General features: G+C 43.1%; 9 protein-coding genes. 6 read left to right on the top strand and 3 right to left on the bottom strand.

Annotation, left to right across the window (positions count from 1 at the left end):
- Positions 1-43: 43 nt before the first annotated feature.
- Positions 44-607, bottom strand: coding sequence for a pentapeptide repeat-containing protein (locus tag I8752_RS12140; RefSeq protein ID WP_214432571.1), 564 nt, complete (start codon positions 605-607; stop codon positions 44-46).
- Positions 608-1,072: 465 nt separating this feature from the next.
- The gene (locus I8752_RS12135; RefSeq protein ID WP_214432575.1) at positions 1,073-2,818 is read right to left on the bottom strand and encodes a protein kinase domain-containing protein; all 1,746 of its coding nucleotides are present in this window, start codon (positions 2,816-2,818) and stop codon (positions 1,073-1,075) included.
- 414 nt (positions 2,819-3,232) lie between these two features.
- Between I8752_RS12135 and I8752_RS12130 the strand changes: the two genes are divergently transcribed.
- The 3 genes from I8752_RS12130 (at position 3,233) to I8752_RS12120 (ending at position 7,060) form a co-directional block, all read left to right on the top strand.
- Positions 3,233-4,927 carry an RluA family pseudouridine synthase gene (locus I8752_RS12130; protein ID WP_214432570.1) on the top strand — a complete coding sequence of 565 codons (1,695 nt, stop codon included), beginning with the start codon at positions 3,233-3,235 and terminating at the stop codon, positions 4,925-4,927.
- A gap of 2 nt (positions 4,928-4,929) precedes the next feature.
- A complete protein-coding gene (locus I8752_RS12125; RefSeq protein WP_214432569.1) occupies positions 4,930-5,355 on the top strand; it encodes a hypothetical protein in 426 nt (141 codons plus the stop codon).
- 145 nt (positions 5,356-5,500) lie between these two features.
- Entirely contained in the window at positions 5,501-7,060 is a 1,560-nt protein-coding gene (locus I8752_RS12120; RefSeq protein WP_214432568.1) for an FAD-dependent oxidoreductase, read from the top strand.
- 64 nt (positions 7,061-7,124) lie between these two features.
- On the opposite strand, the gene I8752_RS12115 is transcribed toward I8752_RS12120, so the two are convergent.
- The gene (locus I8752_RS12115) at positions 7,125-7,967 is read right to left on the bottom strand and encodes a D-alanyl-D-alanine carboxypeptidase family protein (protein WP_214432567.1); all 843 of its coding nucleotides are present in this window, start codon (positions 7,965-7,967) and stop codon (positions 7,125-7,127) included.
- 279 nt (positions 7,968-8,246) lie between these two features.
- Here I8752_RS12115 and mnmG point away from each other — a divergent pair, with 279 nt between their 5' ends.
- The 3 genes from mnmG (at position 8,247) to I8752_RS12100 (ending at position 14,467) form a co-directional block, all read left to right on the top strand.
- Complete coding sequence (gene mnmG / locus I8752_RS12110; RefSeq protein WP_214432566.1) at positions 8,247-10,169, top strand: tRNA uridine-5-carboxymethylaminomethyl(34) synthesis enzyme MnmG; 1,923 nt, start codon at positions 8,247-8,249, stop codon at positions 10,167-10,169.
- Between the two features lie 225 nt (positions 10,170-10,394).
- On the top strand, positions 10,395-11,807 hold the full coding sequence (locus I8752_RS12105) for a hypothetical protein (RefSeq protein WP_318780837.1): 1,413 nt from the start codon (positions 10,395-10,397) through the stop codon (positions 11,805-11,807).
- A 260-nt stretch (positions 11,808-12,067) separates the two neighbouring features.
- On the top strand, positions 12,068-14,467 hold the full coding sequence (locus I8752_RS12100) for a tetratricopeptide repeat protein (protein ID WP_214432565.1): 2,400 nt from the start codon (positions 12,068-12,070) through the stop codon (positions 14,465-14,467).
- Positions 14,468-14,578: the final 111 nt, after the last annotated feature.

Raw genomic sequence — 14,578 nt, 5'->3', positions numbered from 1 at the left:
CCCTCCGCCCCTCCACCCTTCCGCCCTTCTGTCCCTAGTCCTTTTATTTATTAGAACAAGTTGTGCCTGGGCGATTTTCAGTCTTGAATTTGTTACAATTTTTGAGAGTTGTACGTTCTAACGACCAGTCATAGGGCTTGTCAGAAGTGACAGCACCATTTGCTAGAGTTGTCAGTCGGAAGTTAGCTCCTCGAAAATTCGTGAACTGCAACTTGGCATCCTTTAAGTTAGCTGCTTCTAAATTGGCGCTAATGAAACCAGCAAAAGACAAATCGGCATTTTCTAAAGAAGCTGATTTTAAATTTGCTCCTGTAAAGGAAGCACCAGTTAAATTTGCAGAATTCAAAATAGCAATTTCTAGATTAGCTCCAGTCAGGTCTGCATTTGTCAGATTCACTTGAGATAAAGTGGCTCCCCCTAAGTTAGTCCCTCGCAAATTTGCTCCAGTCAGATTTAGTTGAGTTAAATCTGCACCACTCAAATCGCATCGAGGACAGACACCAGTAGCCTTCAACTGCTCCAAGTCTCCCTGGTTAAACGCCAAGGCTTGTTCTGTCAAACTGCAAAAGGCTAACAGAGCAATGCTAGCAACAATCTTGAGTTTCATAGTTTTTTATGGATATTGTTATGGTTGAGAAATTACGCATTTCCTCAGTATCATACTTAACATATGCGCGATTCTCAGTAAATATCAGGGATGAAGCGGTAGTGAAGAAGCTATAAAAATAATATAAATTTTGACGATTACACTACTCAAAACAAAATTTAGACTATAGAATCGATTCGTAAGGAACTATACCGAACCAATTATAGACTACCACATATGCGATCCCCCTGGCTAGATAAAAAACGGCTGGGGGGATCTTAATTTTTGGGTATTTATGGCAGGAGTCAGTTGTCAGTTGTCGTACAGACGCGATTAATCGCGTCTGTACAAGAGTTGTCAGTTGTCAGAAGATAAGAGTAATTATTATTTCTTATCTTCCCTGTCTCCCTCATCTCCCTCATCTCCCTCATCTCCCTCATCTCCCTCATCTCCCTCATCTCCCCCAGTTCCCCCAGCCCCTCATAGCTAACGCCATCCCAAAAAGCGTAATCCGGGCACAATCAGGTAATGACTCACCCCTAACCAAAAGCTCATGAAGATGCCGACAAAACCAAAAAAAGTCAGGGGAAGGAATAATGCCGACCAGAAGGTTGTACCGGAAAATTGAAAGACATTCGTCGGAAATCCTAAATAAATTAAAGCTGTAAAGATGCTTACAGTACCAAATGCAGCAACCACAGCGTAAACTATGTGATGGCTGCGAAAAGCTAAACTGAGCGCGAGCAGAAAAACGGCAACTAAAATCACTGTTACCAGTCCTTCGCTGCTATCTTGGGGAGAGATTAATTGCAAAAATAACCAAGCAAATCCATAAGCGATCGCACCCATCAGCGAAGCTACCAAAAATCGCCGTCGTTGACCAAAACATCCCGATGCTGTCAAACCCCAGGCTGTCCCTAAGCCAGCGGCGGCAAACACTAAACTTTGTGTCCCGACGACAGTTTGAGTATTTTGTACTAATTCGGGTAACTGGCGAAAAATAAATTCGGCAACTCGATCGCCTAAGATTGTTCCTCGTGCCAAGATAAAACCAGCGATCGCACCGACACTAGCGCCAATACCAGTTAGCAGCATCGCCCAAATTGTTGCCAAACATGCCTGTAAGACTTGAATAATCACTTGGGCGATAAAAACAATTGTTTTGCCTAAACTTTGGGTAAAACTGGCTCCAGCTTGTTCTATGGCTTGGATGAATAGGGTAAATTGGGTAGAAGTTTGCGTAGATGCTTGGCGTACAAAGTCTTGAAGTTGAGCAAATAAGCTTGGCTGTGTTGATTTACGGCTAATCTTCGCCAAACGTTTTTGGATAATAGCTGCATTTGCCGGACGCGATCGCACATCTTCTTGCACCATCTCATCAAGTAAATCTGCTAGATGTACGTTCACATTTACCTTAGTTCGCCACATCAATTTGCTAGTGATGGGATCTTCCAAGTTTGGTGGATACTCACCTGTCAGCAATTCAATCATCGTCCGACCGAGGGCATAAAAATCAGTAGCAGGGCTGACATTTCCCCCTGTTACTTGTTCTGGCGGACTGTAACCAGAAGAAAATAATCTTGTGGAACTAGACTCTCGACTTAGCGTTGCTGTCCTAAATTGTTTTGCGCCACCAAAATCAATTAATACCAATTGTTCCCAACCGTTTCTGCCTTGGTTTGAGGCGGTTGCTGTTGCAGGCATCCGCAGCATTAAATTAGAAGGCTTGATGTCACGGTGAATAATTTGGCGTTTGTGCAATTCTTGTAATATCTTTAGCACTTGCGCGAACCAACTTAAAACCATATCTTCAGGACATCCTTGAGGATAATTTTCTAGGAGTTCCTCAAGAGTTTTCCCATTAATTTTTTCCATCACCAAACAAGCTAGTTGGCGAGATTTGGGATTAGTCAAATTTAATTGAAAAAAACCATCGGCATCGACTTTCGGGACACCGGGATGCTGCAATCTAATTAAAACTTCTGCTTCTTGGGCAAATAATTCCAGTGCCTTTGGTGAATCTTCTACTAACACTTTCAAAACTTTCTCGGTTTTGGTCTTTCGATCCCAAACTGTGTAAATTTGGGCAAAACCTCCAGAACCCAAGCGCTGGATTGGGATATAGCGGTCTAACAGCTGTAGCAATGTGCCACAGTTGTTGCAAAACTTGTTTCCCCAAGGCTGAGGATAAGGACGTTGACAGTCAGGATTTATGCAGATAGCCTGATTCATAGCTTGCACCTGGGAAAAAAGCCTTTTTCCATCTTGCCGCGATCGCACTTGAGATAGCATCAAGTCACGGTGACAGGAAACTTCAAATCGAGTCAAGAAGGATGTCCTTGTACTGACAAGAATAATCCCGGCATTGCTTCTAGGTTATACCATTTTGGACTGGGGATTGAGGACTGGTGACTAGGGACTGGGGATTGGGGACTAGGGACTGGGGACTGGGAAATTGTTCTAAAATTTGTCAGTGGGTAAAGTAAAATTCCATAATTTTTCAGTTAAGTAGGTGGACATAATTAAATGTAAAATGCCAACCTGTGAAATCCGCTCAGAATTTGGCTTTTTCTTTCTGCCTCCTGCCTCCTGCCTTCTACTTAATTACCCAATCCCCAATCCCCAGTACCCGATCCCCAATCCCCTGTGCTTCTCCATCCGCTTTCAGATTTTATTGATTCTAATTTTGCTGTCAGTGACTCATCTGTTCTCTATTGGTATGAAGGGCATTGTCCTGAAAGTGGCAAATTACTGAGACTACCGCGCACACCTTTAGCAGAAGCGATCGCCTGTGGTTTGATGCGATACCTTGCCAAAAATGACTGTTATGCTCGTGAAGGCAAGATGTATGGGGTATTGCTGGTAGAATTGCCTACTGGCGAACAAAGAGTCATCAAAGCCTTTTCCGGTCTGATGAATGGTCACAATAGAGTTGAGGGTTGGATACCGCCAATTCCAGGACGAGACGAAGTAGCCCTAGAGGAAGCCTGTACTTTAGCCCAGTTGGATGTTATTAAGCAAGAACTCATTACTTTAAAACAACTCCCAGAACGGCAGCAGTACGAAACATTATCTCGTGAATTTGAGCAGCAGTTGCAAGCAATGAGCGATCGCCATCGCAATTGCAAACAGCAACGACAACAAAAGCGTCGGCTATTGGGTGAAACTCTAAAAGACGAAGCGCTGACTATTGCCCTCGAACACCTTGATGCCGAAAGTCGTCAACATGGAATTGAACGGCGAAAACTCAAACGCCAACGAGATGAAGCGTTACAGCCACTTCAGCAGTCGATCGCAGCAGTTGATGCACGGATGCGCGAACTAAAACAGCAGCGTAAAGAATTGTCCCGACAGTTGCAGGCGCAAATGCACGCTGTTTACAGCCTGACGAACTTTTCCGGGCAATCGCGATCGCTGCAACAATTGATGCCAACAGGTTCTCTACCCACTGGTACAGGGGATTGTTGTGCCCCGAAGTTACTCCACTATGCTGCGACGCATAACTTGAAACCACTAGCGATGGCAGAGTTTTGGTGGGGGCCAGCTTCGGTGAATCAAGATAAAGTCCAAGGAGAATTTTATGGGGCTTGTGCAGAACGGTGTCAGCCGTTAATGGGGTTTTTGCTGTCGGGATTGAAACCTAACCCCCCTACCCCCTTCCCTCGCAGGGAAGGGGGAGTAAGAAGTGGCGGCTTTAGTATCAAAGACGTTGGTTTGACGATTATTTATCAGGACGAGTGGCTGATTGCTGTGGATAAACCTGCTGAGTTACTATCGGTTCCTGGTCGTTATTATGATACCCAAGATAGCGTTCTCAGTCGTTTGCGTCATTTATTGCCTGATGACTCAGGACTTGCGGCTGTGCATCGCTTGGATTTGGAAACTTCTGGCATTCTTTTGCTGGCGCGCGATCGCTTTATTCATCGTCAACTCAATCGGCAGTTTCAAGAACGTCAAGTTCACAAAATTTATGAAGCTGTACTTGCTGGTGATGTCACTACTAACGCAGGTGTAATTGAATTGCCACTGTGGGGAGATCCGCAAAATCGCCCTTATCAAAAAGTTGATTGGCAACGCGGTAAAGCTAGTTTGACAAGCTTTCGAGTGATGGCAAAACAAGGAAATTACACTCGTGTAGAGTTTATACCACTCACAGGACGCACCCACCAACTAAGAGTTCACGCTGCTGATTTGCAAGGACTTGGGGTGAGTATTTTAGGCGATCGCCTTTATGGATGTGGTGCAGTTGCCAATCGATTACATTTACACGCAAGAGAAATTCGCTTTCAGCATCCGCAGTTAGGAGAAACTATTCACCTACATGTAAAGACACCGTTTTGAGAATGTTACACACAGAGGGCGTTGGCGCAGCTCGCCGCAGGCATCGCTTCTTCTCAAACCCTCATCATTCGACTTCTGAACGCGAAGTTTGCACCTCGGAACACAAATTTTCTAGTAAAAAAGGCGATCGCTCCTCCTCCAAGCCTCATCATTGGATTTCCGAACACGAAGCTTGCACATCAGAACACAAATTGTCGAGTAAAAAAGGCGATCGCTCCTCCTCCAAGCCTCATCATTCAACTTCAAAACAAGAATTGTCGAGCAAAAAGGGCGAACATTCCACCTCCAACCTTCATGATTTGACTTGTGAACGCGAAACTTGCACCTTTGAACCCGAAAGTTGCGGGTTTAACCCTGAAATTTGCACCTTTGAACTCGAAACTTGCACCTTTGAACACGAACTGTCGAGCAAAAAAGCCGATGTTTGATGAAAATCTGCTCGTGCTAGTAGCTAGTATGTTGAAAGGAGCGATCGCAGCCTCATCAATTAAGATTGTTTTGTGATGGTATGTTACTTGATAGCTAATATTTCTCGCTTTACTGAGTACCAATCCCCATTTTTCTTGTATAAAAATGCCAGAACTTGAATCAACTCTTCATATACCCGCAGATATCTCAGCCAATGTTGACACCTTAGCTGAAGCTGTTGTTTCCTCATCTGCTCCTACAGCCATATACGATGTTCTGGTGGTTGGCGCTGGGCCTGTGGGGTTAGCAACAGCTGTTGGTTTACGCAAACGTGGTATCGAAAATATCCTTGTAATAGACCAAACTCGTGCCTTTCGTCAAGTTGGGCAAGTATTAGATATTCTCCCCAACGGATTAAAAGCTATCAAATATTTAGATCCTAATGCTTATGAAGAAGTCAAGAAAAATAATCTTGGGTTCTTAAATCCTCAGCAGTCCGATGGTCAGAAAAATGTTGAAACAACTCAGGAAAAAAAACCTGCTCCAACTCAATTAGAATGGGTTTTCAAAAATTTACAGGGACAGCGGATTCGGTCAGTTCCTCTTGGGTTTGATGAGTGGTTTCAAGATTATGGCGAGGGACGAGTTTCACTGTCTTGGTATGAACTGCAAACTACCTTGAGAAACATGTTACCTCAAGACTTAGTTAAAGCTAATCGCCGTTGTATCAATGTTGTAGATGAGCCAGAAAATCAGTGCATCCAGCTCGATTACGTCTCTGACAAAGGTGCAGAAGCTAACCCTTACGCACATTGGACAGATGCAGAGAAATCTAATGAGATGCAGTCTCAAAATTTAGAAATTGCCTACCAAAAATCGGAAACAAAATCAATTAGAGCTAAACTAATTGTTGCAGCAGACGGAATTAATTCTACAATTCGCAGGGTACTGTACTCAGATAATCCTCATGCGCGGCCTGAATATTCTGGGTATGCATCTATATATTGTACGATAACAGAAATACCAAACGAACTGCGGACAGAATTAGAAGATAAATTCTTTGAAGGCTCACCCATTTTGACAATTTGTAGTGATGAAATATCTACAGATCCTACTGATGTGGACGAGCCAAGGATGCTATTATTTCGTAGACCAACTGGTGAAGTTGGATACGCCATACATATAGCTTTGCCTTTGGAGTTGTTGCAAAGTAAGTCTGGAAGTTCCCTAATAGAATTAGCTGTACAGGAATTCGAGAAAGCAGGCTTTCCTGACGAACTTATCCAATTACTGCGGATATCTCCTCCTGATAATATGCAGCAGCGTCCATTTTACATTCATCGCGCTACTAATTCACATCTAACTGACAGTAATAGCGATCGCTCTATCAAACAACCAGCCTGGAGTGTAGGGCGAGTTGTTTTAGCCGGAGATGCAGCACATGGAATGCCTCCTTTTATGGCTCAAGGAGCTAATCAAGGATTGGAAGATGCCCTCGCGATTGTAACTGCGATCGCAAACGTTGCCCAAAACAATAGCTGGGATGACATGCAAACTATGGCTACAGCTTTTGAGAAATATGAGCGTCTTCGTCGGCCATTAATGGCTTATGTGCAAGAGATAACTTTAAAACGCTTACCCTACTCATCAAATGAAAAATGGCAAGAGTATAACGAAAAAGTCTATCTTCGCAATTTTGACCGAGTAATAGAAGCATTATTGTAAGCAACAATTGGGTGAATTATATTCTCTTAGTTAAGTTTTGCCAACTTGGAATTACATCTAATACTTAAAGTGGTGTCAACCAATAGCTAATTCCTCTAACAACTTTGTTTTTAAAACCAAACAGAGGTAAATCTTCTTTAGACAAACCTATATACGTCCAGTGGGGGACATCACTTTCTACAGTCTGAAACCAGCCATTTTGATACAAAGCTTCTCTTTGCTTTTGATTGGCTATGCGTAAATCAATTGCTAACCCCCAGAGATGCTGCGAAGTTCCAGGTGGTGCAACTAAGCCGAGAATTTTTGTTTCTTTACCTTGTTTAACTTTATCTAAAGTTTTGTCATTAGCATATTTATGCCAGAATTTTAAATTTGTGCCAAAACTGCGAGTACAATCACCCTGACCGTAACCTGATTTCAGAGAAATCTTTTGTAATGTTTGAGCCTTATTTAAAGCATCTGCTGCCGATTTTTGTAAATAACAGTCGTTAGTTTCATTAACTTTCTCCATAGTCAGGGTATTTTGAAAATCTTGAGTTTCTTGCTCGTCAGCAAAGATAACTTTTGATGGTAATTTAGTTGCTGTGTCTTGATTTACAAATGCAGCACCATAGGCATGTAGCAAAGTATATTCAAAAGTACCGGGCTGAGGAACGGTTGGTAACTTATTAGCGATCGCAGACAAAAATCGCTCTTGGTTGCTCAGTTTGAGATTAGGATTAGGTGCAGATAATATGGGATATTTAGAAGTATCGTTACAGGATACTGAATCAGTAGGTAAGCACTTATTTACTACTTGAGCATTCGTAACTAATTGATGGTGACTTATTCCATTACTAGCAACTACTGTAAAAATAATAAAAACAACAATAGTGATAAATTTCGTCTTTCTCAGAATTCGTTTCATTTGTATAAAATATACCTAACAATAAAATATAAAGCAAAATTTGCTTTTGGATAAAAGCATCTACAATTTAAATTGTATATATAAAAAACTAAGCTGCAAGTACTATCTAAGACAGAGAAAAAGCTGATTTTTTAAACTTTAAACTCTAGCCTCTAGCCTCTAGCTTCCAGCTTTCTTATACTAGTAATTTTGATAGCTTTTTTATCAGCAAGACACCTCCATGAAAGCACTGGATCGGCTAAAATTATCAATAACTCTAAGTTTGCTGATGCTGTAAGTATGACCATGCACAATTTTGTTGAATTCCAAGACGCTTTTGATGCGATCGTCGTCGGTGCAGGTCACTCCGGTTGTGAAGCAGCGCTTGCTGCGGCGCGCCTCGGCTGTCGGACTCTGCTACTGACACTAAACTTGGATAAAATCGCTTGGCAACCTTGTAATCCCGCCGTGGGCGGCCCTGCTAAATCCCAATTAACTCATGAGGTGGATGCACTCGGCGGAGAAATTGGTAAGATGGCAGACCGCACCTATCTGCAAAAACGCATCCTCAACTCTTCACGCGGGCCGGCGGTATGGGCATTACGCGCCCAGACAGACAAGCGCGAATACGCAGCAGTAATGAAAAATATTGTCGAGAACCAAGAAAATCTGACCATCCGCGAAGGCATGGCTACAAACTTGGTGCTGAATGCGAACGATGAAGTAATTGGCGTTGAAACTTACTTTGGTGTCGCCTTTCAATGTCAAGCGGTAATCTTGACAACCGGCACATTCTTAGGAGGCAAAATCTGGGTTGGGAATAAATCCATGCCAGCCGGACGTGCTGGGGAATTTGCCGCTGAAGGATTGACACAAACTCTCAATCGCCTGGGATTTGAAACTGGACGACTGAAGACAGGTACGCCAGCGCGGGTAGATAAGCGATCGGTTGATTACAGTAAAATGGCAATTCAGCCGGGAGATGAGGAAGTACGCTGGTTTAGCTTCGACCCAGAGGTATGGGTGGAAAGGGAACAGATGCCCTGCTACATTACCCGCACCACCGCCGAAACCCATCGCCTAATTCAGGAAAATTTACACCTGTCGCCTGTTTATGGCGGTTGGGTGGAAGCAAAAGGGCCGCGTTATTGCCCCAGTATTGAAGATAAGATTGTGCGTTTTGCTGATAAAGAAAGCCACCAAATCTTTATAGAACCGGAAGGACGAGATATACCAGAACTATATATCCAAGGGTTTTCCACAGGGTTGCCAGAAAATTTGCAACTGCAAATGTTACGCAGTCTCCCTGGTTTGGAAAACTGCTTCATGTTGCGTCCAGCTTATGCTGTGGAATATGACTATCTACCGGCAACCCAGTGTTACCCCACACTGATGACCAAAAAGATTGCCGGATTATTTTGTGCGGGACAAATTAACGGCACAACAGGTTATGAAGAAGCCGCCGCGCAAGGACTTGTCGCCGGAATTAACGCAGCTCGGTTTGTGCGCGGTCAGGAAATGATAATTTTTCCCCGCGAGCAAAGTTATATCGGGACGCTGGTTGATGACTTGTGTACAAAAGACTTGCGAGAACCTTACCGAATGCTCACCAGCAGGTCAGAATATCGGTTGCTACTGCGTTCTGATAATGCCGACCAACGCTTGACACCCCTAGGGCGGGAAATTGGCTTGATTAATGACCGCCGCTGGCAGATGTTTGTTAACAAACAAGCACAGATTGCCAGCGAAAAAGAACGGCTCTACGCTACAAGAGTCAAAGAACACGATGAAATAGGAATTGCGATCGCAACTGCTTCACAACAAGCAATCAAAGGTTCCATTACCCTAGCTGACTTACTGCGTCGTCCGGGATTTCACTACATAGACCTTGAAAGTTACGGACTAGGTCGCGCCGAACTCCAGCCAGCTGAAAAAGAAGGCGTAGAAATTGACATCAAGTATTCTGGCTATCTGGCTCGCCAACAGAATCAAATCGAGCAGATTGCACGTCAAGCACACCGCCAATTACCTGCCGATTTGGATTACACAACAATTGATACCCTGTCTAAAGAAGCGCGAGAAAAGCTTAGTAAGGTAAAACCGCTGACTATCGGTCAAGCTGCACGTATTGGCGGAGTGAATCCAGCTGATATTAATGCCTTGTTAATATATTTAGAATTGCGTAGAACTAAGCCCCAGTCAGTGTTTACAGCATTAACTTAACTTAAACTTCATGAAGGGTGAGTATAGTAGAAAAGAGGAGAGTTAGTATGATAGATGACATGGATTCAGTACTGGCATCATCATCAGTCTCCGAATTCAACTCGAACTTAATATTACCAAACCATCAGCTCGTCTAAATTGAACGAGCGATTGGATATTTCTTTAAAAATCCTGATTTTCAGGCAGTAGGGGCGGCGTGCCCCGTACTAGCAGCCATAACCCAAAATGCCTATGTTACAAGCAATCAGCACCGATCTCATTATTCCAGAACCATCAGATGACTTGCTCAACAACGAGCCTTGGTCGATAGAAATCTATGCTGATGGTTTGATGGATGAACTCTTTGCCGATATCGACGAAATTTTAGATTTTAGTGGAATGCCTTCCCAAACTTTGAGGTATGGCAGTCGCGGATCGCGTCGTTCCAGAGAAGAAAGCAACTCACGCGATAAGTTTTACAAGTCGGCTAATCCTTCTGCACCAATACCTCCAGATTACGAGCAACTGCAAACAGTTAACGTACCGCAGATTGTTTTGCCAAATGCACTCAACCGCACAGGACAAGCCGTTACGCAACTGCGGCACAAACAAACGAATACGGTAGTAGTTGGCACTCCCACTATGCCATCAGTTAGTCAAAGGCATCAGAAAACTAAACGTGCTGTTGGCAAACTGCTAATTTTGGGAACAACCATAGGTGTGGCGATCGCAGGTACAATTTTTTTCATCCACTCTGGATTACTACTGCTTCTCACTTCCAGATTGACCCAGCCCATTTATACACCACACTCGCAGTTATCAACAACAGATGTTGAAGCTGATTTGGTTGATTACATGCTGGGAGCTTTGACAGTTATAGATAAGCAAGACGCAACAAACAATCAACCCTCTCGTGGCACAGGACTCACTAATCGGGTAGCCTCTAACCCCAACACCATCGCTTTTGCTAGCACTCAACCTGTTGGACAACTACCACCTCCTTTGAATGCCAACAATACACCACTTTCACTCAGTTCTAATCGTTCCTCAAATGTCGTCGAGCGCATTTATATCCCCGTATATCAAGCGCCGTCGCCAATGCGCTACGCGCCCCCACCTATTCTTGGCAGTCCCAGAGTCATAGCACCAGTAGCAGCTAATTTTAAGACATCTCAACCTAATATTGTCAAAACTGCTCTCAATCAGGTAAGACAAGCAGCCAAGCCCGTAAATGTCAACATGCTGGCTGCCGCTGTACGTTCAGAAGTGAAACCTTTAGCCGTGCGAAATGCACCTATCGCTGTCCGACAACCATCTAGCCCTTTACCAGCATTACCAGTTGTCCCATTCGGTGCAGCACCATCAAATCCGGTCGCTACAGCATCGACTCCAGAAACAGCTTTAGTGTCATCAACAGCTAATCAGCAGCAAGAATATTTGTCTGCTACCGCACCTGTGCCCAGCAATACCTTAGAAGGATTGCTAGAGTCAGGTAATAAATCTGTTGCTTTATTTCAAGTCGATGGCGTGACTCGCCGCATCAAAATTGGTGAAGGTATTGGTTCCAGCGGTTGGACATTAGTCGATGTTAGTAATGGTGAAGCTGTAGTTCGCCGTAACGGTGAAGTGCGGTCGATTTATGCAGGACAGAAGTTGTAAAAATTTAAGCGATCGCTTTGAGATTAAGATCGTTAAAGAGCGATCGCTTCTAATCGGATAAAATCACATCACCATTGTTAATAGAATTATGTTTGACAGAATAATAGCAAACTGATTGTTGACTGATAATAAATGACTGCGAACGGTCAATAATCCTGTATGTGAAATGTTTGTAAAAAAGTCAGATTGATAGAAAATTTTCCCAAAATAGCGGCAGTGAACTTGTAGACTAAGGTGTAGACTACCCTCGTCGTTACAAAATGAATGCTGAAGCAGCACTAGCATGGTTAGATACCATAATTCCTGCTCAGACCGGGGAACGGTTGAGCGATTTGCAAAAAGTTATTCTTCAGCAAGTTTGGTTGGGTAGAAAATACTTAGATATCGCTGATTCTTACGGTTGCACAGAAGGACACGCTAAGGATGCGGGTTCCCAGTTATGGAAGTTGCTTTCTCAAGTACTGCGGGAGAAGATTACCAAAAGTAATTGTCGAGCGACTTTAGAACGATATCTCAGGAAAACCAGTGTAATTTCTAATTTGCTCGATTATTCGCGATCGCCTCACAACTCCACGCCAAACCCAGAGGATACGAATTTTATCGGACGACAAGAAGCGATCGCTCACCTCAACACTTTGGTAGATCGGGGTGCTAAAGTCATTGTCATCCAAGGCGAGGGAGGCTTAGGCAAAACTACTCTCGCGCAGCAATACTTGCAAACCCAAGAATTTGAGTTAGTTTTAGAACTGCTGATGGCAAAGGAAACGCAGAATATCACTCCTGCGGAACGTGTAGTAGAAGAGTGGCTCAAACAAGACTTTGACGAAGAACCTGGGGTAGAATTTGGCGTAACATTGGGACGACTCAAGCGCCAACTGCACAGCCGACGGATTGGGGTGTTAATTGACAATCTCGAACCAGCATTAGATCGCCAAGGTAAATTGATTGCTCCTCACCGCAACTATGTAGAATTATTACGAGTTTTGGCTGATGCTAGGGTGCAATCTGTAACGCTGATTACGAGTCGCGATCGCTTTTGCGAACCTGGGTTGAATATAGATCGCTATCGGCTTCCTGGTTTGAGTCGCAGTGCATGGCAACAGTTTTTTCGCGATCGCAGGCTAGCCATCGACTCGCCAACTTTGCAAATCATGCATCGCACCTATGGCGGGAATGCGAAAGCAATGGGTATTCTCTGCGGTTCGATTCAAGAAGATTTTGACAATGATATGGCTGTTTATTGGCAAGAAAATCATGCCGATCCTCTAGCAGCAACTGACTTAAAAAACTTAGTAGTTAGTCAAATTAATCGTTTACAAACTCTCGACCCCCAAGCTTATCGCTTGCTTTGCCGTTTGGGATGTTATCGTTACCAAGATATACCCACTATCTCATCTCAAGCAATGTTTTGTTTGTTGTGGGATGTCTCATCTTGCCAACATCGCCAAATCATTACTTCCTTAAGAAATCGGTCTTTGGTGGAATGTCATAAAGGCGAATACTGGCTGCATCCGGTGATTCGCGCAGAAGCGATCGCGCGTTTACGCAGCAGCGATGAATGGGAAATCGCCAACCACAAAGCCGCAGAATTTTGGACACAAAGCGTCCAAAAAATTGAAACATTTCAAGATGCTTTGCAGGCTTTAGAAGCGTATTATCACTACATAGAAATTAATCAATTTGAATCAGCAGGCAAAGTAATTCTTAAAAGCAGAAATAATCAATGGCAACAGTTTTTACCTCTGGGCAGCACTTTATATCGTATGGGTTTCATTCAACCGATACTTACTGCCATCGAGCGGGTTGTTAGCAATATTCAAGATGATAATAAAATAATTGAAATCTACAACATCTTAGGTGATTTATATTGGATAACTGGCAAAATTCATTCAGCAATTAACTGTCAAGAAAAAACAATTAATTTAGCAACTCAAGCTCTGAAATCGCTTGTGCCACAACCAGAAAATAAACATAAAGTTTACTACCTGCGAATGTTAGAGGTAGATTCCCTCTTAAGCATTGGTCTTTACAAAATAGATTTATGGGAACTAGAGACATCCGCCAAGTTATTCCAACAGATAATTTATTTGGCACAAAATACCGACCACCATCGCTGGGCAGAAAAAGCCTCTGTATGTTTAGCTTTGGTAAATTCTTATCTAGGTTTACATGATGCCGCCTATGCATTAGCAGATATGGTCGATCGCAACATCACAAAAGAAAAAGTCGCGCTCACCGGCAGATTTGCCTATTTTATGCAAATTTTGGGTCAAACCTACGTCAATTTAAAAGATTTTGAAAAAGCAAATGAAATTTTTTGCCAAGCTTTGACATTTGCAGAAGAAAGTCATTACATGCAGGTAAAAGCCAAAACACTTAATAGTTTAGCAGAAATAAATCGACAGCAAGATAACTTTGAATTAGCTCTGACTCATCATTTAGCAGCAATCGAACTTTTGGATAAAATAGGTGCTAAATGTGACTTAGCTGAAGCTTATTTTCAATTAGGTTTGACTTATCAAAAAATGGAAGACCGCGAGCGAAGTCAAATTAATTTTAATCTGGCAATTCAGTTATTCACTGAGATAAAAGCTCCAAAGCAAGTTGAAAGAATAGAAACTAGGCAAGCATTAGATTTATACTCAGCACTCAGCACTTAGCGAGAAGTTGCGTGCGGGGGTTCCCCCCGTTGAGCAAACTTCGGTGACTCAGCACTCAGTTTCAAGGAAAAATACTGTTGCCTCAATTTTGTGTTAGTCAGATTTCAAAGT

This window comes from Dendronalium phyllosphericum CENA369, assembly GCF_016056275.1.
GTDB lineage: Bacteria > Cyanobacteriota > Cyanobacteriia > Cyanobacteriales > Nostocaceae > Dendronalium > Dendronalium phyllosphericum.
The sequence above is the reverse complement of the archived record's forward strand: the minus strand, read 5'-3'. Positions and strand labels throughout refer to the sequence as shown.

What these genes read in the sequence shown, in the direction of transcription:
- I8752_RS12140 (WP_214432571.1), bottom strand. Translation starts at nt 607, where the DNA reads ATGAAACTCAAGATTGTTGCTAGCATTGCTCTGTTAGCCTTTTGCAGT.
- I8752_RS12135 (WP_214432575.1), bottom strand. Translation starts at nt 2,818, where the DNA reads ATGAATCAGGCTATCTGCATAAATCCTGACTGTCAACGTCCTTATCCT.
- I8752_RS12125 (WP_214432569.1), top strand. Translation starts at nt 4,930, where the DNA reads ATGTTACACACAGAGGGCGTTGGCGCAGCTCGCCGCAGGCATCGCTTC.
- I8752_RS12120 (WP_214432568.1), top strand. Translation starts at nt 5,501, where the DNA reads ATGCCAGAACTTGAATCAACTCTTCATATACCCGCAGATATCTCAGCC.
- I8752_RS12115 (WP_214432567.1), bottom strand. Translation starts at nt 7,967, where the DNA reads ATGAAACGAATTCTGAGAAAGACGAAATTTATCACTATTGTTGTTTTT.
- mnmG (WP_214432566.1), top strand. Translation starts at nt 8,247, where the DNA reads ATGACCATGCACAATTTTGTTGAATTCCAAGACGCTTTTGATGCGATC.
- I8752_RS12105 (WP_318780837.1), top strand. Translation starts at nt 10,395, where the DNA reads ATGCCTATGTTACAAGCAATCAGCACCGATCTCATTATTCCAGAACCA.
- I8752_RS12100 (WP_214432565.1), top strand. Translation starts at nt 12,068, where the DNA reads ATGAATGCTGAAGCAGCACTAGCATGGTTAGATACCATAATTCCTGCT.